General features: G+C 73.8%; 22 protein-coding genes and 1 riboswitch. Of the genes, 10 read left to right on the top strand and 12 right to left on the bottom strand.

What is annotated here, in order from left to right:
* The first annotated feature begins 108 nt into the window (after positions 1 to 108).
* Positions 109 to 1278: a steroid 3-ketoacyl-CoA thiolase gene (locus NLX94_RS25180; protein ID WP_254385316.1), complete on the top strand. Its 1170-nt coding sequence runs from the start codon at positions 109 to 111 to the stop codon at positions 1276 to 1278.
* Between the two features lie 141 nt (positions 1279 to 1419).
* Here the strand turns inward: NLX94_RS25180 and NLX94_RS25175 are convergent, their stop codons facing one another.
* The 7 genes from NLX94_RS25175 to NLX94_RS25145 all read right to left on the bottom strand — a co-directional run bounded on the left by NLX94_RS25175 (position 1420) and on the right by NLX94_RS25145 (position 9620).
* The gene (locus NLX94_RS25175) at positions 1420 to 1824 is read right to left on the bottom strand and encodes a transglycosylase SLT domain-containing protein (protein WP_254385315.1); all 405 of its coding nucleotides are present in this window, start codon (positions 1822 to 1824) and stop codon (positions 1420 to 1422) included.
* A 334-nt stretch (positions 1825 to 2158) separates the two neighbouring features.
* The gene (locus tag NLX94_RS25170; protein ID WP_254385314.1) at positions 2159 to 3040 is read right to left on the bottom strand and encodes an ECF transporter S component; all 882 of its coding nucleotides are present in this window, start codon (positions 3038 to 3040) and stop codon (positions 2159 to 2161) included.
* Complete coding sequence (locus NLX94_RS25165) at positions 3037 to 4935, bottom strand: ABC transporter ATP-binding protein (protein WP_254385313.1); 1899 nt, start codon at positions 4933 to 4935, stop codon at positions 3037 to 3039. The genes NLX94_RS25170 and NLX94_RS25165 overlap by 4 nt, the downstream gene beginning before the upstream one ends.
* 9 nt (positions 4936 to 4944) lie before the next feature.
* Entirely contained in the window at positions 4945 to 6324 is a 1380-nt protein-coding gene (locus NLX94_RS25160; RefSeq protein WP_254385312.1) for an energy-coupling factor transporter transmembrane component T, read from the bottom strand.
* The gene (locus NLX94_RS25155; protein ID WP_254385311.1) at positions 6321 to 6980 is read right to left on the bottom strand and encodes an SCO2322 family protein; all 660 of its coding nucleotides are present in this window, start codon (positions 6978 to 6980) and stop codon (positions 6321 to 6323) included. Before NLX94_RS25155 ends, NLX94_RS25160 begins: the two co-directional genes overlap by 4 nt.
* Entirely contained in the window at positions 6980 to 8254 is a 1275-nt protein-coding gene (locus NLX94_RS25150; RefSeq protein ID WP_254385310.1) for a prenyltransferase/squalene oxidase repeat-containing protein, read from the bottom strand. The genes NLX94_RS25155 and NLX94_RS25150 overlap by 1 nt, the downstream gene beginning before the upstream one ends.
* Positions 8255 to 8396: 142 nt before the next feature.
* Positions 8397 to 8476: riboswitch (cobalamin riboswitch) on the bottom strand.
* A 79-nt stretch (positions 8477 to 8555) separates the two neighbouring features.
* Complete coding sequence (locus NLX94_RS25145; protein WP_254385309.1) at positions 8556 to 9620, bottom strand: MBL fold metallo-hydrolase; 1065 nt, start codon at positions 9618 to 9620, stop codon at positions 8556 to 8558.
* Between the two features lie 181 nt (positions 9621 to 9801).
* Here NLX94_RS25145 and NLX94_RS25140 point away from each other — a divergent pair, with 181 nt between their 5' ends.
* From NLX94_RS25140 to NLX94_RS25130, 3 genes are all read left to right on the top strand, one after another.
* Complete coding sequence (locus NLX94_RS25140) at positions 9802 to 11280, top strand: aldehyde dehydrogenase (protein ID WP_254385308.1); 1479 nt, start codon at positions 9802 to 9804, stop codon at positions 11278 to 11280.
* On the top strand, positions 11280 to 11513 hold the full coding sequence (locus NLX94_RS25135; RefSeq protein ID WP_254385307.1) for a ferredoxin: 234 nt from the start codon (positions 11280 to 11282) through the stop codon (positions 11511 to 11513). The genes NLX94_RS25140 and NLX94_RS25135 overlap by 1 nt, the downstream gene beginning before the upstream one ends.
* A 177-nt stretch (positions 11514 to 11690) precedes the next feature.
* Positions 11691 to 12065, top strand: a complete 375-nt coding sequence (locus NLX94_RS25130) for a VOC family protein (protein ID WP_254385306.1) — start codon at positions 11691 to 11693, stop codon at positions 12063 to 12065.
* A gap of 46 nt (positions 12066 to 12111) precedes the next feature.
* On the opposite strand, the gene NLX94_RS25125 is transcribed toward NLX94_RS25130, so the two are convergent.
* Positions 12112 to 12777, bottom strand: coding sequence for a TetR family transcriptional regulator (locus tag NLX94_RS25125; RefSeq protein WP_254385305.1), 666 nt, complete (start codon positions 12775 to 12777; stop codon positions 12112 to 12114).
* Positions 12778 to 13069: 292 nt separating this feature from the next.
* Between NLX94_RS25125 and NLX94_RS25120 the strand changes: the two genes are divergently transcribed.
* The 3 genes from NLX94_RS25120 (at position 13070) to NLX94_RS25110 (ending at position 16342) form a co-directional block, all read left to right on the top strand.
* Positions 13070 to 14437: a glycosyltransferase family 4 protein gene (locus NLX94_RS25120; protein ID WP_254385304.1), complete on the top strand. Its 1368-nt coding sequence runs from the start codon at positions 13070 to 13072 to the stop codon at positions 14435 to 14437.
* A 61-nt stretch (positions 14438 to 14498) separates the two neighbouring features.
* Positions 14499 to 15257, top strand: a complete 759-nt coding sequence (locus NLX94_RS25115; RefSeq protein WP_254385303.1) for a class I SAM-dependent methyltransferase — start codon at positions 14499 to 14501, stop codon at positions 15255 to 15257.
* Complete coding sequence (locus NLX94_RS25110; RefSeq protein WP_254385302.1) at positions 15254 to 16342, top strand: prenyltransferase; 1089 nt, start codon at positions 15254 to 15256, stop codon at positions 16340 to 16342. The genes NLX94_RS25115 and NLX94_RS25110 overlap by 4 nt, the downstream gene beginning before the upstream one ends.
* Before the next feature lie 71 nt (positions 16343 to 16413).
* Here NLX94_RS25110 and NLX94_RS25105 read toward each other — a convergent pair whose 3' ends face one another.
* A complete protein-coding gene (locus NLX94_RS25105; RefSeq protein WP_254385301.1) occupies positions 16414 to 16575 on the bottom strand; it encodes a hypothetical protein in 162 nt (53 codons plus the stop codon).
* Positions 16576 to 16923: 348 nt separating this feature from the next.
* Here NLX94_RS25105 and NLX94_RS25100 point away from each other — a divergent pair, with 348 nt between their 5' ends.
* Both NLX94_RS25100 and NLX94_RS25095 read left to right on the top strand, forming a co-directional pair.
* On the top strand, positions 16924 to 17421 hold the full coding sequence (locus NLX94_RS25100) for a hypothetical protein (protein ID WP_374684022.1): 498 nt from the start codon (positions 16924 to 16926) through the stop codon (positions 17419 to 17421).
* Positions 17422 to 17529: 108 nt separating this feature from the next.
* Positions 17530 to 17949 (top strand): hypothetical protein, encoded by a 420-nt coding sequence (locus tag NLX94_RS25095; RefSeq protein ID WP_254385299.1) that lies wholly within the window; start codon positions 17530 to 17532, stop codon positions 17947 to 17949.
* On the opposite strand, the gene NLX94_RS25090 is transcribed toward NLX94_RS25095, so the two are convergent.
* Positions 17946 to 18890: an AraC family transcriptional regulator gene (locus NLX94_RS25090; protein ID WP_254385298.1), complete on the bottom strand. Its 945-nt coding sequence runs from the start codon at positions 18888 to 18890 to the stop codon at positions 17946 to 17948. The genes NLX94_RS25095 and NLX94_RS25090 overlap by 4 nt on opposite strands.
* Before the next feature lie 82 nt (positions 18891 to 18972).
* Between NLX94_RS25090 and NLX94_RS25085 the strand changes: the two genes are divergently transcribed.
* Complete coding sequence (locus tag NLX94_RS25085; RefSeq protein WP_308402524.1) at positions 18973 to 19950, top strand: NADP-dependent oxidoreductase; 978 nt, start codon at positions 18973 to 18975, stop codon at positions 19948 to 19950.
* Positions 19951 to 19978: 28 nt separating this feature from the next.
* On the opposite strand, the gene NLX94_RS25080 is transcribed toward NLX94_RS25085, so the two are convergent.
* Complete coding sequence (locus NLX94_RS25080; protein ID WP_254385297.1) at positions 19979 to 20989, bottom strand: LLM class F420-dependent oxidoreductase; 1011 nt, start codon at positions 20987 to 20989, stop codon at positions 19979 to 19981.
* 103 nt (positions 20990 to 21092) lie between these two features.
* Complete coding sequence (locus NLX94_RS25075; RefSeq protein ID WP_254385296.1) at positions 21093 to 21908, bottom strand: hypothetical protein; 816 nt, start codon at positions 21906 to 21908, stop codon at positions 21093 to 21095.
* Positions 21909 to 21974: the final 66 nt, after the last annotated feature.

Below are 21974 nucleotides of genomic sequence, written 5' to 3'. Positions count from 1 at the left end.
GAACGCGTACTAGTTCGGGTGGGGCGCCGGGACGGCCCGCCCGTCAGCTGGGGCGCACGCCAGTCGATGCGCGCTGTGCGCTACGCAGGAGCAGGAGAGGACGAGCTCATGGCCGCGGAACCCGTCATCGTCGAAGCCGTACGCACCCCGATCGGCAAGCGCGGGGGCGCGCTCGCCAATCTTCACCCCGCCTACCTCCTCGGCGAGACCTACCGCGAACTCCTCGCCCGCACGGGCATCCAGCCCGACTGCGTGGAGCAGATCGTCGGCGGCACCGTCACCCACGCCGGCGAGCAGTCGATGAACCCGGCGCGCAACGCCTGGCTGGCCATGGGCCTCCCGTACGAGACCGCCGCGACCACCGTGGACTGTCAGTGCGGCAGCTCCCAGCAGGCCAACCACATGGTCGCCAACATGATCTCCGGCGGAGTCATGGACATCGGCATCGCCTGCGGGGTCGAGGCGATGAGCCGCGTACCGCTCGGGTCGGGATCGAAGCACGGACCCGGCAAGCCCTTCCCGGACGAGTGGAACGTCGATCTCCCCAACCAGTTCGAGGCCGCCGAGCGCATCGCCCGCAACCGGGGCCTGACCCGCGAGGACGTGGACAGGCTGGGCGTGCTCTCGCAGGAGCGGGCCGCCGCCGCGTGGGCCGAGGAGCGGTTCAAGCGCGAGACCTTCGCCGTGCAGGTGCCCACCACCGAAGCGGAACAGGCCGCCGGGCAGGGCATGTGGCGGCTCGTCGACCGCGACGAGGGCCTGCGCGACACCTCCATGGAGGGCCTCGCCCGGCTCAAGCCGGTCATGCCGACCGCCGTGCACACCGCCGGGAACTCCTCGCAGATATCCGACGGCGCCGCCGCCGTGATGTGGGCCTCGCGCAAGATGGCCCGCGCGCTCAAGCTGCGGCCGCGCGCCCGGATCGTCGCCCAGACGCTGGTCGGCTCCGACCCGCACTTCCACCTGGACGGGCCGATCGACGCGACGCGGGCGGTGCTGGGCAAGGCCGGCATGTCGCTGAAGGACATCGACCTCGTCGAGATCAACGAGGCCTTCGCGTCCGTGGTCCTCAGCTGGGCCCAGGTCTTCGACCAGGACCTGGAGAAGGTCAACGTCAACGGCGGCGGCATCGCGCTCGGCCACCCCGTCGGCGCGACCGGGGCCCGGCTGATCACCACCGCCCTGCACGAGCTGGAGCGCCGCGACAAGGAGTTCGCGCTGATCACCATGTGCGCGGGCGGCGCGCTGGCGACGGGCACCATCATCCAGCGGCTGTAGCACCTGCTGCGCCGCCTTTGGACCCTGTGGGATGGGATCGCGAAGGCCCCGGAGGCCGGACCTGGGGAGGTCGGCCGCCGGGGCCTTCGCATGTGCTGCTTCGCTTCGGTGCTGCTGGTGGTTCCTGGTGCCGCTGGTGGCTCAGTACCAGTGGTGGTTCTGCCAGAAGGTCCAGGCGCCCTCGGGGCTGCCGTAGCGGGAGTTCATGTAGTCCAGGCCCCACTTGATCTGGGTGGCCGGGTTGGTCTTCCAGTCCGAGCCCGCGGAGGCCATCTTCGAGGCCGGGAGGGCCTGGACCAGGCCGTAGGCGCCCGAGGAGGAGTTCGTGGCGGTGTGGTCCCAGCCGCTCTCGCGGGACACGATGTTGTTGAACGCCGCGAACTGGGCCGGGTCCTTGATCATCTGCTGGGCGATCGCCTTGGCGCTCATCGGGGCGGCCTGCGCGGGAACCGCGGCCAGCATGGAACCGGCGACGCCCAGGGCGAGGACGGTACCCGCGAGGGTCTTCTTCGAAGCGGCGATGCGGCGGATGACGGCGTTGGACACGGACTGACCTTCCGAAGGGGACAGGGACGGTCGCAGACGTGCACGAGCCACTCACGTGAAGGAGAGGGGTTCGTCGGCGGGGGCGGGGATCCGGGGGATCTCCGTCCGCCCTGCGACTCATCCAGTTCTACGGGGGTAGACGGCGTCTGGCAACGACCCCTCTTACTAGTGGTCCTCGCAGCCGGGGAGGAACGGCCCCCCGCGGGCCGGGCAGGCATCCGCGCAGGTGGGGGGCGGTGCGAGGGGGGTGGGTAAGGGTCGTTTAAGGGCTACTATCCCGGTTCGTATGTGACCTAGGTCCTGTGGGGCGGGTCACCGCCGGGAGGCCCCGATCTCACCTTCCGTGGCCGGTCATATCCCTTTCCGAGGAAGGTTTCGGCGCCGGTCCGGCCCCCGGATCGAAGGTCACGGGCGCGTCGAAGGCCGCTTTCCGAGTCGCCCGCCGCAGCGCCTTCAGCAGGGTCGCGCCGAGCGTGAGGGTCAGTACGACGGTCAGCGCGGCCCGGCCCAGGTCCCAGCCCACCGAGGTCGCCAGGCAGTACGCGAGGAAGCGGGTCAGGTTCGCGGGCAGCGGGTCACCGGGGTGGAAGGAGATGCCCTGGCCCATGCCCTGCAGGATCACCCAGCCCTGCAGGTTCATGACCGTGCCGTACGCGAAGGAGCCGAGGAACCCGTACAGCGCGAGCATCGCCAGCTCGGCCCGCCCCCGGATCCGGTCCGGACCCGGCAGCAGCCCGGCGCCCAGCGAGAACCAGCCCATGGCCAGCATCTGGAACGGCATCCACGGCCCGACACCGCCGGTGAGCAGGGCCGACGCGAACATGGTGACCCCGCCCAGGACGAAGCCGAAGCCGGGGCCGAGCACCCGGCCGCTCAGCACCATCAGGAAGAACATGGGCTCCAGGCCGGCCGTACCGGCGCCGAGCGGGCGCAGGGCGGCCCCGACCGCGGCCAGTACGCCGAGCATCGCGACGGCCTTGGCGTCCATGCCGTCGTCGGCGATGGTCGCGACGACCACGCCCACGAGGAGGGGGAGCAGGGCCGCGAAGAGCCACGGGGCGTCCTGGGCATGGGCGAAACCGGACTGGCGGTCGGCGAGGAGAGGCCAGCCGAAGGCGGCGATGCCGATGAGGGTGACGAGGACCAGGGCGGTGGCGGCGCGGGGGCCGATGCGGAGGGGGCGGGGGGCCGGGGCGGCCGGGGGCGGGTTGCTCATGAGGCGGCCCGTGCGGAGAGGGCCGCCTCGACCTGGGAGACCGTGAGCCAGTGGCCCGGGGCCAGGATCTTGGCCACCTGCGGGGCGAAGGCGGGGGAGGAGACGACGACCTCGGCGGTCGGGCCGTCCGCGACGATCTCGCCGCCGGCCAGGATCACCACGCGGTGGGCCAGCTCGGCGGCGAGCTCCACGTCGTGGGTGGCCAGGACGATGGCGTGGCCGTCGGCGGCCAGCCCGCGCAGGATCTCCACCAGACGGGCCTTGGCGGCGTAGTCCAGCCCGCGGGTCGGCTCGTCGAGGAGGAGGAGCGCCGGGCGGCCGGTCAGGACCAGCGCCAGGGCGAGGGCCAGGCGCTGGCCCTCGGACAGGTCGCGGGGGTGGGTGTCGTCGGGGACGTCGGGGAGGAGCGCGGCGACGAGGGCACGGCAGGTGCCGGGCGCCTGGCCGGCGTCGTGGTCGGCGGCGGTGCACTCGGCTGCGACGGTGTCGGCGTAGAGGAGGTCCCGGGGCTCCTGGGGGACGAGGCCGACGCGGGTCACCATCTCGGGGGGTGGCGTGCGGTGGGGGGTGCGGCCGCTGACGGTCACCTGGCCGGTGGTGGGTTCCAGCGTGCCGATGAGTGTGGCGAGGAGGGTGGACTTTCCGGCGCCGTTGCGGCCCATCAGGGCGATGGTCTCGCCCCGCGCGACGGTGAGGTCGATGTTCCGGAGGATTTCGGCGCGGCCGCGGCGGAGGGAGACGGCCTTGACCGTGGCCGGGGTGGCCCCCGGGCCCCCGTTGGCCGGCGGGGCCGGCGGGGCCGGCGGGGCCGGCTGGGGGGTGGGGCGGCCGGGGCCGCGACGGCGCAGCCGAGCGAGCAGGCCGGGGCGGGGGCCCTGCGGGCGGCTGTCCCCTACCCACCCTTCGCCCGTTCCCCGGGGCTCCGCCCCGGACCCCGCCGGGGGCTGCGCCCCGGCACCGGCCTTGGGCTGTGCCCCGGATCCCGCCGGGGGCTGCGCCCCGGCACCGGCCTTGGGCTGTGCCCCGGATCCGGCCTCGGGCTGCGCCCCGGGTCCTGGCGTCGGCTGTGCCGGTCGGGGTGCGGACAGGCGGGTGAGGAGGGGGGTGGCTTGGCGGCGGGCATCTCGGATGGAGAGGGGGAGGGGGGTCCAGTTCGCCAGGCGGCCCAGGGCCACTACCGGGGGGTGGACCGGGGAGATCGCCATGATGGATGAGGGGGTGCCCAGGACGGGGGGTGCGCCCGGGGAGGGGAGGAGCAGGACCTGGTCGGCGTACTGGACCACCCGTTCCAGGCGGTGTTCCGCCATCAGGACGGTCGTGCCGAGGTCGTGGACCAGGCGTTGCAGGACGGCCAGGACTTCTTCAGCCGCCGCCGGGTCCAGGGCCGAGGTCGGCTCGTCCAGGACCAGGACCTTCGGGTGCGGGGTCAGGACCGAACCGATCGCCACCCGCTGCTGCTGGCCACCGGACAGGGTGGCGATGGGGCGGTCGCGGAGCTCGTTCAGGCCGAGGAGGTCCAGGGTCTCCTCGACGCGGCGGCGCATGACGGAGGGCGGCAGGCCCAGGGATTCCATGCCGTAGGCGAGCTCGTCCTCGACGACGTCCGTCACGAAGTGGGCCAGCGGGTCCTGGCCGACCGTGCCGACCACGTCCGCGAGCTCCCGCGGCTTGTGCGTGCGCGTGTCCCGGCCCGCGACCGTGACACGGCCCTGCAGGGTGCCCCCGGTGAAGTGCGGGACCAGGCCCGAGACCGCGCCGAGGAGGGTGGACTTGCCGACGCCGGAGGGGCCGACCAGGAGGGTCAGCTCGCCTTCCGGGAGCGTGAAATCGGCGTGCGAGAGGGAGGGGGCGGCCGCGCCCTCGTACGTGACGGACACGTCTGAGAAGTGGATCATGGGGTGGGGTCAGGCCTCCTTCGAGGTGGGGAGGGGGGCGACCAGGGCCGGGAGCAGGCCGATCAGGATCGCCGCCGCCGGCCAGAGCGGGAGGGTCGGGGCGACCAGGGGGACGACGCCGGGGCGCAGGGCCTCCGGGTCCAGGGACGCGGCCCGGATCAGGAGCGCAGCGACCGCCGCCCCCGAATCGGCGACCAGCCAGGCCCGTACGCCCCACCGGTCCGGCCGGTACCGGGTCCGGATCGACCGGCGGCCGCCGAGCCGCAGCCCGGCCAGGGCGAGGAGGAGGGAGAAGAGGAGGAGCGCCAGGCCGTAGCCGGCGCCCTCCGCCGCCAGCAGGCCGTACGTGCCCGCGCACATGCCGAGCAGGCCGCCGAGGGTGAGCACGTTGGTGGTGTGGCGGACGGCGGCAGGGACGCGCGCGGTACGGCCGTAGCCGCGGGCGTCCATGGAGGCGGCGATGGCCACGGAGCGTTCGAGCGCGCCCTCCAGGACCGGCAGGCCGATCTGGAGGACCGCCCGGACCCCGCCCGTGGGGCGGCCGCGCAGCCGGCGGGCCGTACGGAGGCGGACCACGTCGGCGACCATGTTCGGCGCGAAGGTCATTGCGACGACCACGGCCACGCCGACCTCGTACAGGGCCGCGGGCAGGGACTTCAGCAGCCGCGCCGGATTCGCCAGGGCGTTGGCGGCGCCGACGCAGATCAGGAGCGTGGCCAGCTTCATGCCGTCGTAGAAGGCGAAGACGAGCTGCTCGGCGGTGACCCGGCCACCGAGCCGGATGCCCTGCGCCCACGCTGGGAGCGGGAGCTCCGGGAGGGTGAACAGGGTGTGCGCGCCGGGGATGGGGGAGCCGAGGAGCATGGAGAAGAGGAGGCGCAGGCCGATGACGAAGAGGCCGAGCTTGACGAACGCCCCGTAGGAACGCGCCCAGGGGGCGTCGGTGCGGCGGGCCGCGACCACGTAGCCGGCGACGCCGATGATCAGGCCGAGGAGGAGGGGGTTGGTGGTGCGGGAGGCGGCGGTGGCGAGGCCGAGGGCCCACAGCCACCAGGCACCCGCGTGCAGGGCGTTGCCACGGGTGGCCTCGGGGGCGCTCCATTTTTTGTACGTCGGCACGCGCGGGCTGCCGGTTGCCCGGTCGGCGCCTCGGCCGGCCGGGGTGGGGACGTCGCGTGCGGGGCCGTGGTCGGCGCCGTGGGGGCGGGGGGTGCGTGCGGCGCCGTCGTGGGTGGGCCCGGCCTTCGGCCGGGCCGGGTTCCCACCCGCACCACCCGTGCGGGTGGAGGGGCGGGTGCGGGTGGCCCCGGTGGGTGGCCGAGCGCCGTCGGCGGCCGCCCCGCCGTCGACGGGATCGGCGGCGCCGTCCTGCCCCGGGCCGGCCGTCATCGGGAGCGGCGGCGGCGGGACTGCCAGACGGCGGCTGCGGCCAGGGCGGCCACTGCTGCGATGCCGGCGAGGAGGCCCGCCGACGGGCCGCCGCCGGCCCCGGAGCCGGAGTCGGCCGTGGCCGCGGGGGTGGGGGCGGCGTCGGCGATGGGTTCGCCGCAGCCCTGCTTCGGGTAGCCGGAGATCGCGCACAGCAGGGCCGCGCTGTTGTAGCGGAGCGGTTTGGCGACCTCCGCCAGGGCCTCGGCCGTGGTGGCGTCCGGGCCGACCTGCGCGCACGCCGTCCGCGGGGCGTCCTGCGGCGGGGTCTCGCCCGCCTGCGCCTCGGCGGGCGTGCCGAAGTCGATGACCAGGGCGATCCGCTTCTTGCCCGCCACCGGGGCGGTGGATGAGCAGATGGCCGCGAAGTCGGGAGCCGTGCGCGGCGGGGCGGCCTGGTCGGCCGCGTCCTTGCTCACCACGAAGTGGAAGCCCTGCACGGAGCCGTCCGCCGGACGCAGCGAGGAGGGACCCTGGGTGGCGTACGCCCAGGTGCCGCCCGCCCCGTCCCAGAACGACCAGTAGCGGTAGGTCGAGGCCAGGGCGGGGGACGCGGCCAGCAGCGTCAGGACGATGCCGGCCAGGAGGGCCCGCAGGGTCAGGGGACGGAGCCGCATCAGAGCTGGTTCTTCTTCCGGCGGCCGCTCAGCACGATGCCGATGCCCATGCCGGCCGCCGCGCCCGCGAGGATCATCCACCAGACGTTGCTGCCGGAGTCCTTCGCCTCGTCCTTCTTCTTCGCCGGCTGCTCCGAGGCCTTCGCCGACGCGTTCTGCTTCTGCGGCGCCGGGCCCGTGGCGTTCAGCGCCGCGACCAGGTCGGTGCCGCCGAAGGACTTCGGGTCGGTGCCCGTCGCGTGGGCGGCCAGGATCAGGGTGGCGAGGCCGGCCGGGTTGTCCTTGGCCCAGGCGGCCGAGTTGGCCTTCAGCCACTCCAGGGCGCCCGCCGCCGACTGCTTGTGGCCGGCCGCGGCCAGGGCGATCACCGCGTCGGCGGTGTTGCCGGTGTCCGCGGTCGACTGGTCGGCGCCGGCGGTGAGGGCGGTGAGGTGGCCGTCCTTCTTCAGGGCCTCGGCCAGGTAGCCCGCGCCGCCCTGGGCCGCCGCCGCCGGGTCGCCCGCGGTCGCCGGGCAGGCGAGCGGGGCCGCGGGGGTGTCCGTGGCGGAGGGGGCGACGACCGGGCCGGTGCCGAGTCCGGCGAGGACGGCGGCGGCCGTCGCGTCGGCGCTGGCGGACAGCTTGCCGCCGGCCGGCTGGAACGCGAAGGCGCCCCGGTCGGCGGCCGGCTCGGCCGAGCAGTCCAGCTGGAAGGTGAGGAGTGACTCGTAGGGGGACTTGCCGCCCTTCGACTTGACCTCGGCGGGCTTCTCGCCGGCCGCCTCCAGGGCGCGGATCACGAGGGCGGTGGAGTTGGCGTCCGAGCCGCTGTCCATGGCGCCGCCCGGGTTGCTGCTCCAGCCGCCGTCCTGGTTCTGCACGGACTTCAGCCAGCCGACGGCCTTCTTCACCGTGTCGGTGTGCCCGCCGACCGCGGTCAGGGCCTGCACGGCGACCGAGGTGGCGTTGGAGTCGATGAACGCCGAGGCGTCGCAGGGCTTGGCGGTGTCCGCGCGGAAGGCGGGGAAGAAGCCGTCGGCGCACTGCTGCCCGGCCAGCCAGTCCACGGCCTGCTGCGCGGGCTTCTCGCCGACCGTCTGCTGGGCGAGCAGCGCGAAGGACTGCCGCCACACCCCGTCGTACGCCGGATCGGCCTTGCCGAAGAGCCCGGAGGGGATCACGGGCGAGGGGGACGGCGTGGCGACATCGGCGAGGGCCGCGGGGGCCGCGGGGGCCGCGCCCACGCAGAGCACGGCGGAGGCGGCGAGCGTGGCGGCGCTGCGGCGGACGTTCATGGCGGGGCGGGTGCCTCTCGTGCTGGGGACCCGGAGGCAGGCAGCACAGCGATGGAGGCTGGCACCGGGCTCCGGCTCCGTTTACCTCGACGGTGCCGGCCGCCGGAGGACCCGGCGGCACGAGCCGCGCACCTCCGGCACGGGGCAATCCGGCTCCCCGCCCGGAAGCTGCCGGGGCGGGTCACGGTTGCGGGTCAGCGCCGGATTCGCACCGGCTTCCCCCCGTACGGAAGTGTGGACGACGCCCATACTCTACCGGCCCGTAGCTCCGGTGCCGGGTGGCGCCGCCCACCAGCACCCCTTACACGGCGCGGTACGTCACGGGGTCGCTGCCCGGTACCGCCTCCGCGCGGCCCTGCTTCACCAGACGCCGCAGGTGGGCCTCCGCTTCGGAGACGGCGATGTTGCGGGAGCCGTACGGGATCTGCTCCCAGGGCCGGTTCCACTCCATGCGCACCGCCAGCTCCCACGGGGTCAGCGGCTCGGCGGCGAGGAGTTCGCGCAGCCCGGTCAGCCGCTCCTCGTGGTGCTCCAGGAGCTCCCGTACGCGGGCCGGGGCGTCGGTGAAGGCGTGCTGGTGGGCCGGGAGCACCTCGGCGGGCCGGAGGCGGCCGACGCGTTCGAGGGAGTCGAGGTAGTCGCCGAGGGGGTCGGTGACCCGCTCCGAGGAGGGGTCCTCGTAGAGGCCGATGTGCGGGGAGATCCCGGGCAGCAGGTGGTCGCCGGAGAAGAGGCGGCCGTTGCCGGGCAGGTTCGCCGGATGCTTCTCCTCCAGGTGGAGGCAGACGTGGCCGGGGGTGTGCCCGGGGGTCCACACCGCCCGCAGCCGGCGGCCGGCCAGCGGGAGCAGCTCGGCGGGCACGATCTCCCGGTCGGGGACGGCCGCGTGCAGCCCGGGCAGGGTGCGCAGGCGGCCGCTCGCGCGGGCGGCGCGCAGCGGGGCGATGTGCTCCTCGGGGGCTCCGGCGCCGGCCAGCTTCTCGCTCATGTAGTCGAACCAGACGCCGGGTTCCGAGGCCCGGGTCCGCACGACGATCTCGGTGTCGGCGGCGTGCATCGCGATCCAGGCGCCGGAGGCCTCGCGGACCTGGCCGGACAGGCCGTGGTGGTCGGGGTGGTGGTGGGTGATGACCACGCCGTGGATGTCGGAGACGGCGAGGGAGAGGGCGCCGAGGCCGGCGACGAGGGTGTCCCAGGACTCGGGGTCGTCCCAGCCGGTGTCGATGAGGACCGGGCCGCGGTCGGTGTCGAGGACGTGGACGAGGGTGTGGCCGAGCGGGTTGTCGGGGATGGGGACCTTGATGCCCCACACGCCGCCGCCGTGGTCGGTGACGTGGGGTGCGCCCTGTGCCGTGTCCTCTGCCATGAAGGGCTCCACTCTTACGAGAACGTGTTGCATTAGTAGCCCAAGTCGACCATCTTCGGGGCGATCTGACTAGTCGTTGGATCTTTGATGTGTCGCACGAGTCGGTTCGGTCAGCTCCGTGGACTCCTAGAACTAGAACTGGTATCAGTTCTGGAACGCCAAGCCGCAGGAGGCATCAGCCATGACCGAGCTCGTGGAACACGGAAAACTGTTCATCGGCGGTGAGTGGACGGATCCGCTGGGCACCGACACGATCAAGGTCGTCTCGCCCCACACCGGGCAGGTCATCGGCAGCGTCCCGCACGCCTCGAAGGCCGACGTGGACCGCGCCGTCGCCGTGGCCCGCAAGGCCTTCGACGAGGGCCCCTGGCCGCGCACCACGCTCGAGGAGCGGATCGCGGTCGTCACCCGGATCAAGGACGCCATAGCCGTCCGCCACGAGGAGATCGCCCGCTCGATCAGCTCCCAGAACGGCTCCCCGTACTCCTGGAGCATCCTCGCCCAGGCCCTCGGCCCGATGATGGTCTACGACGCCGCGATCACCGTGGCGCGCGACTACCCGTACGAGGAGTACCGCCAGGGCGTCCTCGGCCCGATCCTCGTCCGGCGCGAGGCCGTCGGCGTGGTCGCCGCCGTCATCCCGTGGAACGTCCCGCAGTTCGTGGCCGCCGCCAAGCTGGCGCCCGCGCTGCTCACCGGCTGCACCGTGATCCTCAAGCCGTCCCCCGAGGCGGTCCTCGACTCCTACATCCTCGCCGACATCGCCCGCGAGGCCGGGCTGCCCGAGGGCGTGCTGTCGATCCTGCCCGCCGACCGGGAGGTCAGCGAATACCTCGTCGGCCACCCCGACGTGGACAAGGTCGCCTTCACCGGCTCCGTGAACGCCGGCCGGCGGGTCATGGAGGTCGCCTCGAAGAACCTCACCCGCGTCACCCTCGAACTCGGCGGCAAGTCCGCGGCCGTCATCCTCCCGGACGCCGACCTCGACACCGCCATCGCCGGCATCGTCCCCGCGGCCTGGATGAACAACGGCCAGGCCTGCGTGGCCCAGACCCGCGTCCTCGCCCCGCGCAGCCGCTACGAGGAGATCGCCGAGGCGCTCGCCGCCGCGGCCTCGGCGCTGGTCGTCGGCGACCCGATGGACCCCGCGACGCAGCTCGGCCCGCTGGTGGCCCGGCGGCAGCAGCAGCGCTCGCTCGACTTCATCCGGATCGGCCAGGAGGAGGGCGCCAAGGTCCTCTCGGGCGGCGGGCGCCCGGCCGGACAGGGCCTGGACCAGGGCTGGTACGTGGAACCGACCCTCTTCGGAGACGTCGACAACTCGATGCGGATCGCCCGCGAGGAGATCTTCGGCCCGGTGGTCTGCCTGATCCCGTACGGGGACGAGGCGGAGGCGCTGCGCGTCGCCAACGACTCGGAGTTCGGGCTCAGCGGCAGCGTCTGGACCGGGGACGTGGAGCACGGCATCGACTTCGCGCGGCAGGTGCGGACGGGCACCTTCAACGTGAACACCTTCAGCCTGGACATGCTCGGGCCGTTCGGCGGCTACAAGAACAGCGGCGTCGGGCGGGAGTTCGGCCCCGAGGGGCTGAGCGAGTACCTGGAGCACAAGATGATCCACCTCCCGGCAGGGTACGTACCCCCCGCGGCCGGTGCGTGATGGGTGACCGCTGGCACGTCGAGGTGGACCGCGGGGTCTGCATCGGCTCGGGCATGTGCGTGAACCACGCCCCGGAGGGCTTCGCCCTCGACTCGGCGCGGCAGTCGCACCCGCGGGCGGCGGAGACGGACGCGAACGAGCCCGTCCTGACGGCGGCCGAGGGATGCCCGGTCGAAGCGATCGCGATCACCCTCCTGGGCAGCGGCGAGCCGGTGTTCCCTCCGGAGGACTGACCGGACCCGACCGGCGTCGGGACCGGGGCCGGGGACCGCTCCCCGGCCCCGGCCCCGCGCGCGCCGCCACGTCCGGGGCCGGCCCCGGACCCCTTCGGGGGAACCGTGCTTGCGCCTCGTGCAGGCGGGTACGAGCAAGCTCGTACGGGGGTGCCTCACGGTGGAGGAGTGGCGGAAGTGATCCGTAAGCTGCAGGCCGTCGCGTTGGACTGTGCCGATCCGGTGCGTCTGGCGCGGTTCTACGCCGATCTGCTCGGTGGTGAGGCCGTCGTGGATCCCGAGGATGCCGGGTGGGTCGAGGTGCGCGGCTTCGAGGGGGTCACGATCGCCTGTCAGCGGGTGGACGGCTACCGGCCGCCCCAATGGCCCGGCCAGGAGCGTCCGCAGCAGCTCCACCTCGACTTCGACGTGGACGACCTCGACGGTGAAGAGGCGCGGGCGCTCGCCCTCGGGGCGACCCTGCTGGAGCGGACGGACCAGCTCCGTCCGGAGGCCAACTGGCGGATCTACGCGGACCCGGCGGGGCATCCCTTCTGCCTCTGCGTGCACTGAGCCCGCAGGCCCTCCCGGGCGAACAGACAGATGGCGAACAGCCAGATCAGGACTTTTTCGGGGCCGCGGCGGTCTCCGGAGCGGGCTTCGGGGCCGTGAGGTCGATCAGGCGGCAGACCGTTTCGATGTCGATCTTCACCTGGGCGATCGACGCCCGGCCCGAGAGCCACGTGATCAGGGCCGAGTGCCAGGTGTGCTCGATGACCCGGACCGCCGAGAGCTGTTCCGCCGTCGGCGGGGCCTCCAGGCCCATCGCGTCCAGGATGATCGCCGTCGTGAGGCGGGACACCGTGTCCACCTCGGGGCTGACGCTGCGGTCCGCGAACGTGAGGGCGCGGACCATCGCGTCCGCCAGGTGCGGCTCCCGCTGGAGCGCGCGGAAGGCCCGCATCAGGGTCTCCGCGACCCGGGCCGCCGGCTCGTCCCCGGCCGGCGGGCGTTTGCGGAGCGTTCCGTGCATGTGCTGGAGCTGGTCCTGCATGGTCGCGACGAGCAGGTGCACCTTGGAGGGGAAGTACCGGTAGAGGGTGCCCAGGGCCACGCTGGAGGACTCCGCCACCTCCCGCATCTGCACCGCGTCGAAGCCGCCCCGGCTCGCCAGCTGGGCGCTGGCGTGCAGGATCCGCCTGCGGCGCGCCTCCTGCCGTTCCGTCAGGGGCGGGGACGCCGGTGTGGTGACGGCTGGGGTCACGGCCTTCGGTTCCGCTGTCATCTGTCCCGTTCCGGTTCCAAGGCGTTCCAGTTCCAAGGCGTACATGTCTGTGCCGGCACATCATGTCGGCACGTGCCGGCGCGTGCCGGGGCGGCGGCGCGGGCTGCCCCAAATCGTCGCGCGCCCAGCATGGCAGGCGCCCGATCCGTGGCGCGAATCACCCGCCACCCCTCTTACGGTGTGGTTTCCGGCCGGTAGATTCAATGCTCTTCAGCGGATCAAGTCTGAAACTTGTTCTACATTATCCGAGCGGTTACGCTCCGGCGAAAGTGCAGGGAGAAGGGGGCCGGGAGTGACCGCAGAGGCCATGGTGACGAGCCCTCCCACGGGTCGGGCAGTCGACGACAGCCGCCCGTTGCGGATCGCGCTCCTCACCTATAAGGGGAACCCGTTCTGCGGTGGCCAGGGCGTCTACGTCCGCCACCTCGCCCGCGAGCTCGTGAAGCTGGGGCACTCCGTCGAGGTCATAGGCGCGCAGCCCTACCCGGTGCTCGACACCGACGCCCTCACCGGCGCGGGCGCCACCCTCACCGAGCTCCCCAGCCTGGACCTGTACCGCAGCCCCGACCCGTTCCGCACTCCCAAGCGCGACGAGTACCGCGACTGGATCGACGCCGTCGAGGTCGCGACGATGTGGACCGGCGGCTTCCCCGAGCCGCTGACCTTCTCGCTCCGCGCGCGCCGCCATCTCGCGGCCCGGGCCGGTGAGTTCGACGTGATCCACGACAACCAGACCCTCGGGTACGGGCTGTTGGCGGACCTCGGCGCCCCGCTGGTCACCACCATCCACCACCCCATCACCGTCGACCGCGAGCTGGACCTGGCCGCCGCCAAGGGCCGCAGGAAGCGCGCCTCCGTGCGGCGCTGGTACGGGTTCACCCGCATGCAGGGCCGGGTGGCCCGGCGGCTGCCCTCCGTGCTCACCGTCTCCGGCTCCTCCAAGAAGGAGATCGCCGAGCACCTCGGCGTCCAAGGCGAGCACATCCACGTCGTCCACATCGGCGCCGACACCGACCTCTGGTCGCCCGACCCCTCCGTGGCCGAGGTGCCCGGGCGGATCGTGACGACCTCGAGCGCCGACGTCCCGCTCAAGGGGCTCGTGCACCTCGTCGAGGCGCTCGCGAAGCTCCGTACCGAACAGCCCGAAGCCCACCTCGTCGTCGTCGGCAAGCGCGCCGAACAGGGCCCGGTGGCCCGCGCCATCGAGACGTACGGGCTCCAGGACGCCGTCCGCTTCGTCAAGGGCATCACCGACACCGAACTCGTCGACCTCGTCCGCAGCGCCCAGATCGCCTGCGTGCCCTCGCTGTACGAGGGCTTCTCGCTCCCCGCGGCCGAGGCCATGGCCACCGGCACCCCGCTGGTCGCCACCACCGGCGGCGCGATTCCCGAGGTCACCGGACCCGACGGCGAGAGCTGCCTCGCCGTGCCGCCCGGAGACGCGGGCGCGCTGGCCGCCGCCCTGGGCCGGCTGCTGGGCGACCCCGAACTGCGCACCCGGCTCGGCGCGGCCGGCCGCGAACGGGTGCTGTCCCGCTTCACCTGGGCCAAGGCCGCCGAGGGCACCGTCGTCCACTACCGCGCCGCCATCGAGCGCGCGTCGGCGGGCGCGACCCCCCGAAAGGCGCAGAAGGCGCAGAAGGCCCCGACCGCCCGGTGACCTCCACCTTCCGTCCGATGCAGTTCCCCTCCCCACCCCGCGACCGCGAAGGCAGGACCACGTGCTGACCGTCGATTTCTCCCGGTTCCCGCTCGCCGCAGGCGACCGCGTACTCGATCTGGGCTGCGGCGCAGGCCGGCACGCCTTCGAGTGCTACCGGCGCGGCGCCCAAGTGGTCGCCCTCGACCGCAACGGCGAGGAGATCCGCGAGGTCGCCAAGTGGTTCGCCGCGATGAAGGAGGCCGGCGAGGCCCCGGCCGGCGCCACCGCCACCGCGATGGAGGGCGACGCCCTCGCGCTGCCCTTCCCCGACGAGTCCTTCGACGTCGTCATCATCTCCGAGGTGATGGAGCACATCCCCGACGACAAGGGCGTCCTCGCCGAGATGGTCCGCGTCCTGAAGCCCGGCGGGCGCATCGCCATCACCGTGCCGCGCTACGGCCCCGAGAAGATCTGCTGGGCGCTCTCCGACGCGTACCACGAGGTCGAGGGCGGCCACATCCGCATCTACAAGGCGGAGGAACTGCTCGGCAAGATGGAGTCCGCGGGCCTCAAGCCGTACGGCACCCACCACGCGCACGGCCTGCACTCGCCGTACTGGTGGCTCAAGTGCGCCTTCGGCGTCGACAACGACAAGGCGCTGCCCGTCAAGGCGTACCACAAGCTCCTGGTCTGGGACATCATGAAGAAGCCGCTGGTCACGCGGCTCGCGGAGCAGGCCCTGAACCCGGTCATAGGCAAGAGCTTCGTCGCCTACGCCACCAAGCCGCACCTCCCCGTGGGCGCGGCCGCGCCCGAGGCCGCGGGCGCCGCGCAGTGAGCTCGCCCGGGCGCACCGTACCCGAACACCTGGTCCTGGACGGGGTGCTGACGGCCGATCAGGCCGCCGCCACCGTCGCCGGGATCCTCGCCGCACAGCGCGCCGACGGGGCCATACCGTGGTTCCGCGGGCACCACCTCGACCCGTGGGACCACACCGAGGCCGCGATGGCCCTCGACGCGGCCGGTGAGCACGAGGCCGCCGAGCGGGCCTACGACTGGCTGGTGCGCCACCAGAACGAGGACGGCTCCTGGTACGCGGCCTACGCCGACCGCGAGGACGGCGTGGACACCCGCGAGCCGCAGGACGCGAGCCGGGAGACCAACTTCACCGCGTACCTCGCCGTCGGCGTCTGGCACCACCACCTCGCCACCGGCGACGAGGCCTTCCTCGACCGGATGTGGCCCGCCGTCTACGCGGCCGTCGAGTTCGTCCTGCGGCTCCAGCAGCCGGGTGGCGAGATCGGCTGGAAGCGCGAAGCGACCGGCGAGGACGTCGCGGACGCGCTGCTCACCGGATCCTCCTCCATCCACCAGGCGCTGCGCTGCGCACTGGCCATCGCCGAGTACCGGGGCGATCCCCAGCCCGACTGGGAACTGGCCGCGGGCGCCCTCGGGCACGCGATACGCCGGCACCCCGAGCGGTTCCTCGACAAGTCCCACTACTCCATGGACTGGTACTACCCCGTCCTCGGCGGGGCGCTGACCGGCGCCGAGGCGAAGTCCCGGATCGAGGAGCGGTGGGAGGAGTTCGTCGTACCGGACCTCGGTGTGCGGTGCGTACTGCCGAACCCCTGGGTGACCGGCGGGGAGTCCTGCGAACTGGCGCTCGCCCTGTGGGCGACGGGGGAGTCGGACCGGGCCCTGGAGATCCTGCGCTCGATCGGCCACCTGCGGGCCGACAACGGCATGTACTGGACCGGGTACGTCTTCGACGACCGGGCGGTCTGGCCCGTGGAGCAGACCACCTGGACGGCGGGCTCGCTGCTCCTCGCGGTGGCCGCCCTGGGCGGCGACGAGGCCACCGGCGCGGTCTTCGGCGGCCTGGCGCTGCCCGCCGGCCTGGAGCCGGACTGCTGCAACTGAGGGCGGAGCGGGCATGGCGGGACCCCCGTACCGGTCTTGCCCGCCCCGCACTCGTCTGTGTGCCGTGCGCGTCAGCGCACGGGGGCGTAGTCCTCGGGGCGGTGCGTCCGTCCCTCGGTGGGGAGGGAGAACAGGAGGACGCCGCGGGTGTCCTCCGGGGCAGCAGGCTCCACCGGCACGTGGGCCGCGGAGTCGGCGGGTGAGGCCCCCTCGGTCACCGTGTTCTTCTTCAAAGGAGCCCCCCGGGCGCAGTCCGACTGATCAACTCTCGCCCGTACGACCCGCGACCGGCACGGATGGTTGCCCCCGTACGCCGGAATTCCTGAAAGAAGTCCGCGGCGGGCGAACCCGAATGGGTCCCTCAAGTGGCGCAGCCCCGGGCCCCGGGTGAGGCTGCACGGGATTGGTGACACCCCAGTCCCCGGAGGAAACCCGTGTCCGTACCCACCCCAGCCGTCCGTTTCCGCCGTGTGCTCACGGCGGTGCTCCTGTCCTGTGCCCTGCTCGGCGGTGCCACCGCCTGCGGCTCGGGCGGTGGCGACAAGGTTGCCGCCGGTCAGGCCGACGAGGTTTCGGTGGCCATGGCCGCGTTCGCCGAGGCCGATGCGGCAGCCTCCGCCGAGGACGCGGAAGCGGCCGCCGCCTCTCCGTCGGCCAGCACCCCGGAGGAGAAGCAGAAGTTCGCCAAGACCCGCTTCGTCGCCAACGCGGGGCTCGCGGCCGGTGCCACCTACCAGTGGATCATCAAGCCGTACCGTGACGGCAAGTTCAAGAAGGGCGCCAAGGGCCGCACCTTCGCCCTGGTCAAGGCGGGCCTCGCGGGCGCCTTCGCCTACAACCGGCTGAAGGCCGCCAGCGAGAACGCCAAGGGCGACCCGCTGCTGTCGAAGGCCGTGGGCCCGCTGACGGCGGGCATCGACTCCCTCAAGGGGCTCGGCTCCAAGCTGCGCAAGGGCCAGGCCGGCGACGCCGACATCGGCGCCTTCGAGGACGTCATCAACAGCGTCAAGGAGGCCGGCAAGAGCGCCGGCGCCACGGTGACCGACAAGGTCCCGAGCGCGGGCCAGCTGACCGGCTGACCGGCTGCTGACCTGCCGACCGGCCTTGGCCGGCCGGCACCCGGACCGCAGGGCGGGCCGGACGGGCGTGGCACCCGTCCGGCCCGCCCTGCTGTTTCAATGGGACGCGTGATCGAGTTCGCAGTAGTGGCCCTCGCGGCCGCCGGCACCGGTTGGCTGATGCGCCGCAAGCACCGCAGCCGGGTGGCCGCCGGGAACGTCGCCGGCATCCCCTGCATGGCGCGCACGCCCGCTGGGCGGGGCCGCTGGCGCATGGGCCGGGTGTACGTGGACGGCGGCGCGGCCCGCTGGGTGCCGCGACGGGGCGAGCCCGTGGTGCTGACCGGCGGCCGGGCCACCGCCGTCCGGGCGCCCTCCGTGAAGGAGGGCATCTCCATCAACCCGGGCTCGCGGATCGTGACCTGCACCCTCGGCGACGGCGCAGCCAGCAGCGACGGCGGCATCGAGATCGCCGTCATGCCGCTGGACCTGCGGGAACTGCTGGCCGCGGTGCCGCAGGCGGACGGAGCCGCTCCGCAGACGCCTTAGGCCGACGGCGTCCCGTGCCGCTCGGCGCGGAAGCGTCCGGGCGGGGTCCCGTAGGCCCGTTTGAAGGCGTGGGCGAAGGCGTACTCCGAGGTGTAGCCGGAGCGGGCCGCCAGGACCGACAGGGGCGTGTCGGTGGTGCGCAGCAGGCGTGCGGCCGTGGTCATGCGCCACCACGTCAGGTAGGCGAGCGGCGGCTGCCCGACGCGTTCGTGGAAGCGGCGGGCGAAGGCGGCCCGCGACAGCCCGGCCCGCGCCCCCAGGGAGGCGACCGTCCAGGGATGGTCCGGCTCCGCGTGGACGGCCGCCAGCGCGGCGGCGACCGGGGGATCGGCGAGCGCCGCCGCCCAGCCCGTCCGCCCGGACCCCGCCGGCGATCCGCCGGCTTCGCCCACGTGGGCCCGCAGCACGTACAGCAGCAGCACGTCCAGCAGGGCCGGGAGCAGCGTGTCCGTGCCGAGTCCGGGCTCCGCCGCCTCCCGGGCCAGCAGGGCCACCGACTCGGCCGCGCCGGGCTGCCCGGCGGGCAGGTGGAGGAGCTCGGGCAGTTCCCGCAGCAGCGGATGGGCGTGTTCCGCCTCGATCCGGTACCCGCCGCACAGGGTGACGGTGACCGGCCCGCCGCCGTGCTCGTCCCCGACGGTGTCGCGGACGAGGAGGGCGGGCTCGCGGTCGGGGTCCCAGCGGGGTTCGGCCGGCTCCGCCGACGGCTCGCCGAGCAGCGTGTACCCGTGCCCGTGCGGCAGGAACAGCACGTCCCCGGCGTTCAGCCGGACCGGCCCCGACGGGTCGTCCAGCAGGCAGCTCCCGCTCAGCACCACCTGGAAGCCCGCCGAGCCGGGGACCGCGGGGAAGCGCTGTCCCCAGGGCGCGTGCCACCGTACGAGTGCGGAGGTGGGCCTTCCCGTCCGCATGAGCGCGATGACATCGCTGAGTACGTCCACGCCCGGCAGCGTAGACGAACGCGCAGGAAACCAAGATCCTCGCGCATGGATCGTCTTCCTTCCGCTCCCTAGCGTGGGTGCCATGAACGACACACGAGAGCCCGCCGCCACGACGGCCACCGCCACGATCCCCGCCGCCACGACGCCCGCCACGATGCTCGCGGCCCGCATCCACGCCTACGGCGGCCCCGCCGTCATCCGCCACGAGGAGGTCCCCGTCCCCGTGCCGGCCCCCGGCGAGGTCCTCGTCGAGGTGGCGGCCACCTCCTTCAACCCCTCCGAGCTCGCCCTGCGCGCCGGACTGCTGCGCGAGGTCCTGCCCCTGGAGCTGCCCCACGTCCCGGGCTGGGACCTGGCGGGCACGGTCGTCGCCACCGGGGAGCGGGTGATCGGCCGGCTGGACGCGGGCGGAGCCGCCGCCCCCTTCGTGTCCGTCGCCCCCGAGCTGCTCGTGCCGGCCCCCCGCTCCCTGCCCCTCACGGCGGCGGCGGCGATCCCGGTGGCCGGACTGACGGCCTGGCAGGCGCTGTTCGAGGCGGCGCGGATCCGTGAGGGCAGCCGGATCCTGATCAACGGGGCCGGCGGGGGCGTCGGCGCCTTCGCCGTGCAGCTCGCCCGCCGGGCCGGGGCCACCGTCGTGGCGACCGCGAGCCCGCGCAGCGCCGCCGCGGTCCGGCGGTACGGGGCCCACCGCGTGATCGACCGCACCGCCGTCGCGCTGCACGAGGCCCTGGAGGGCGAACCCCTCGACGCCGTGCTCAACCTGGCCCCGATCGGCCCGGGGGCGGCCGCCGCCCTGCCGGCCCTCCTCGGCCCGGGCGGGGTGGCGGTCTCCGTCGCGACCCCGATCCCCGGCGGCGTCCACCTGGTGGCCCGCCGGGACACCGGGCAGCTCGCCCGGCTGGTCGCGCTGGTCGATGCGGGCGAACTGGAGGTGGCCCCCGCCGCGGTCCGCCCGCTGGCCGAGCTGGCCGGCGTACACGCGGAGGCGGAGGCGGGAACCCTCGTCCGCGGGAAGACGGTCCTGGTGCCGGACCCCGGCCGCCGCGCGTCCCTCTGACCCGGTGAGCCGGAAGAGGGGGGACGGCCTAGCTGTTCAGCTCCGCCAGGACCCGCAGGGTGTGCGGGTCGGGGGCGGTCAGGAGCAGGTCGGTCACCGGGCCCTTGCGCCACAGTTCCAGGCGCTCGGCGATCCGCTCGCGCGGTCCGACCAGGGAGATCTCGTCCGCGAACGCGTCCGGGACGGCCAGCACGGCCTCCTCCTTGCGCCCGGCCAGGAACAGCTCCTGGATCCTGTGGGCCTCCTCCTCGTAGCCCATCCGGCCCATGAGGTCCGCGTGGAAGTTGCGTGCCGCGTGCCCCATGCCGCCGATGTAGAAGCCCAGCATCGCCTTGACCGGGAGGAGGCCCTCCGCGACGTCGTCGCAGACCTTCGCCCGGGCCATCGGGGCGATCATGAACCCCTCGGGGAGCTCGGACAGCGAGGCCTGGTAGACGTCGGTGCGCGTCGGCGACCAGTACAGGGGGAGCCAGCCGTCCGCGATGCGGGTGGTCTGCGCGATGTTCTTCGGCCCCTCCGCACCGAGCAGCACCGGCAGGTCGGCCCGGAGCGGGTGGGTGATGGGCTTGAGCGGCTTGCCGATGCCGGTGCCGTCCGCGCCCCGGTACGGGTGGCTGTGGAAGCGGCCGTCCAGCGCGACCGGGGCCTCGCGGCGCAGCACCTGGCGGATGACGTCCACGTACTCCCGGGTCGCCGTCAGGGGGCTGGAGGGGAAGGGGCGCCCGTACCAGCCTTCGACCACCTGCGGGCCGGACAGGCCGAGGCCGAGCATCATCCGGCCGCCGGAGAGGTGGTCCAGGGTCAGGGCCTGCATGGCGGTGGCGGTGGGGGTGCGGGCGGCCATCTGCGCGATGGCGGTGCCCAGGCGGATGCGCGAGGTGTGGGCGGCGATCCAGGTGAGCGGGGTGAACGCGTCCGAGCCCCAGGCCTCGGCGGTCCACACGGAGTCGTAGCCGAGGTTCTCGGCTTCGGCGGCGAGGTCGAGGTGGTCCGGATTGGGGCCGCGGCCCCAGTAGCCGAGTGCGAGTCCGAGGCGCATGTGACGGTCCCCTCCACGAATCTGACGATGCGTCAGGTGACTGTAGGGCAACGGCCCCCCGCCCGGAAGGGCGGGGGGCCGTCGATGGGGCGCATGCGCGGGATCAGCCGCGCTGGATGCCCGAGGTGTCGTTCAGGACGCCGCGGCGGCCGTCCTGGGTCTGGGCGATCAGGGTGGCCTGACCGCGCTGTTCCACGGCCAGGTACCAGGTGCCGGGCGCGAGCTCCGCGATCGGGGCGGGGTTGCCGTCCTCGGCGAAGAGCGGGCGGGCCACCGGAACGGCGAACCAGAACGGCGTGAAGTCCGCCGCCGGGGCCGGAGCCGGGGCCTGGTCCTGCGGGACCTGGCCCTGGCCCTGGTCCTGGCCGCCGTACGGCGGGACCGGCTGCGGGACGGCCCCGTACGACGGCGGCTCCTGGCCGCCCGGGTATCCGTACCCGGCGCCCGGCTGCTGCTGGCCGTACGGCGGGACGGCGGTGGTGGCGGGCTTCGGGTCCGGCACGAGCTGCGCGGCGAGCGCCGGGACCTTCGCGCCGAAGAGGGTCACGCCGGCCAGCGCCGCCGTGGCGAGGAAGGCGATGACGGCGCCCGCGCCGAGGTCGGCCCCGGTCGGGCAGGTGATGAGCCCCCAGAGCGCGGACCAGGCGGCCGCGACGGAGAGCACCGTGCCCCAGGCCTGGAAGGGCAGGCCCAGGAGCTGGCGCCCGGCGGGCTGGAGGCGGGCGGCGACGAGCAGGCCGACGGCGATGAACGCGAGCAGGAAGATGCTCGGCAGCGCCAGGCGGTACACGTCGGTGTCCCATGCGCTCGGTGCGTCGACGCCGGGCGCGGAATAGAAATCGAGGAACGAGGCGATGAACAGCAGCGCCGCTGCTCCGATCACCACGCCGTCGCCTCGAGTGAGGGAGCGGATGTTCACGTCTTAGGTGTCCTTCTCGGTCTCGGTCGTCTCGTGGTGCCGTGGGCGCCCGCCGTGACGCAGGGG

The organism is Streptomyces sp. TBY4 (assembly GCF_024213195.1).
Taxonomy (GTDB): domain Bacteria; phylum Actinomycetota; class Actinomycetes; order Streptomycetales; family Streptomycetaceae; genus Streptomyces.
This window is presented reverse-complemented; position numbering and strand designations above follow the sequence as displayed.

Excerpts from the sequence above, each read along its gene's own strand:
- NLX94_RS25180 (WP_254385316.1), top strand. The coding sequence starts at position 109 with ATGGCCGCGGAACCCGTCATCGTCGAAGCCGTACGCACCCCGATCGGC.
- NLX94_RS25170 (WP_254385314.1), bottom strand. The coding sequence starts at position 3,040 with ATGAGCAACCCGCCCCCGGCCGCCCCGGCCCCCCGCCCCCTCCGCATC.
- NLX94_RS25165 (WP_254385313.1), bottom strand. The coding sequence starts at position 4,935 with ATGATCCACTTCTCAGACGTGTCCGTCACGTACGAGGGCGCGGCCGCC.
- NLX94_RS25160 (WP_254385312.1), bottom strand. The coding sequence starts at position 6,324 with ATGACGGCCGGCCCGGGGCAGGACGGCGCCGCCGATCCCGTCGACGGC.
- NLX94_RS25155 (WP_254385311.1), bottom strand. The coding sequence starts at position 6,980 with ATGCGGCTCCGTCCCCTGACCCTGCGGGCCCTCCTGGCCGGCATCGTC.
- NLX94_RS25150 (WP_254385310.1), bottom strand. The coding sequence starts at position 8,254 with ATGAACGTCCGCCGCAGCGCCGCCACGCTCGCCGCCTCCGCCGTGCTC.
- NLX94_RS25145 (WP_254385309.1), bottom strand. The coding sequence starts at position 9,620 with ATGGCAGAGGACACGGCACAGGGCGCACCCCACGTCACCGACCACGGC.
- NLX94_RS25140 (WP_254385308.1), top strand. The coding sequence starts at position 9,802 with ATGACCGAGCTCGTGGAACACGGAAAACTGTTCATCGGCGGTGAGTGG.
- NLX94_RS25135 (WP_254385307.1), top strand. The coding sequence starts at position 11,280 with ATGGGTGACCGCTGGCACGTCGAGGTGGACCGCGGGGTCTGCATCGGC.
- NLX94_RS25125 (WP_254385305.1), bottom strand. The coding sequence starts at position 12,777 with ATGACAGCGGAACCGAAGGCCGTGACCCCAGCCGTCACCACACCGGCG.
- NLX94_RS25100 (WP_374684022.1), top strand. The coding sequence starts at position 16,924 with ATGGCCGCGTTCGCCGAGGCCGATGCGGCAGCCTCCGCCGAGGACGCG.
- NLX94_RS25085 (WP_308402524.1), top strand. The coding sequence starts at position 18,973 with ATGAACGACACACGAGAGCCCGCCGCCACGACGGCCACCGCCACGATC.
- NLX94_RS25080 (WP_254385297.1), bottom strand. The coding sequence starts at position 20,989 with ATGCGCCTCGGACTCGCACTCGGCTACTGGGGCCGCGGCCCCAATCCG.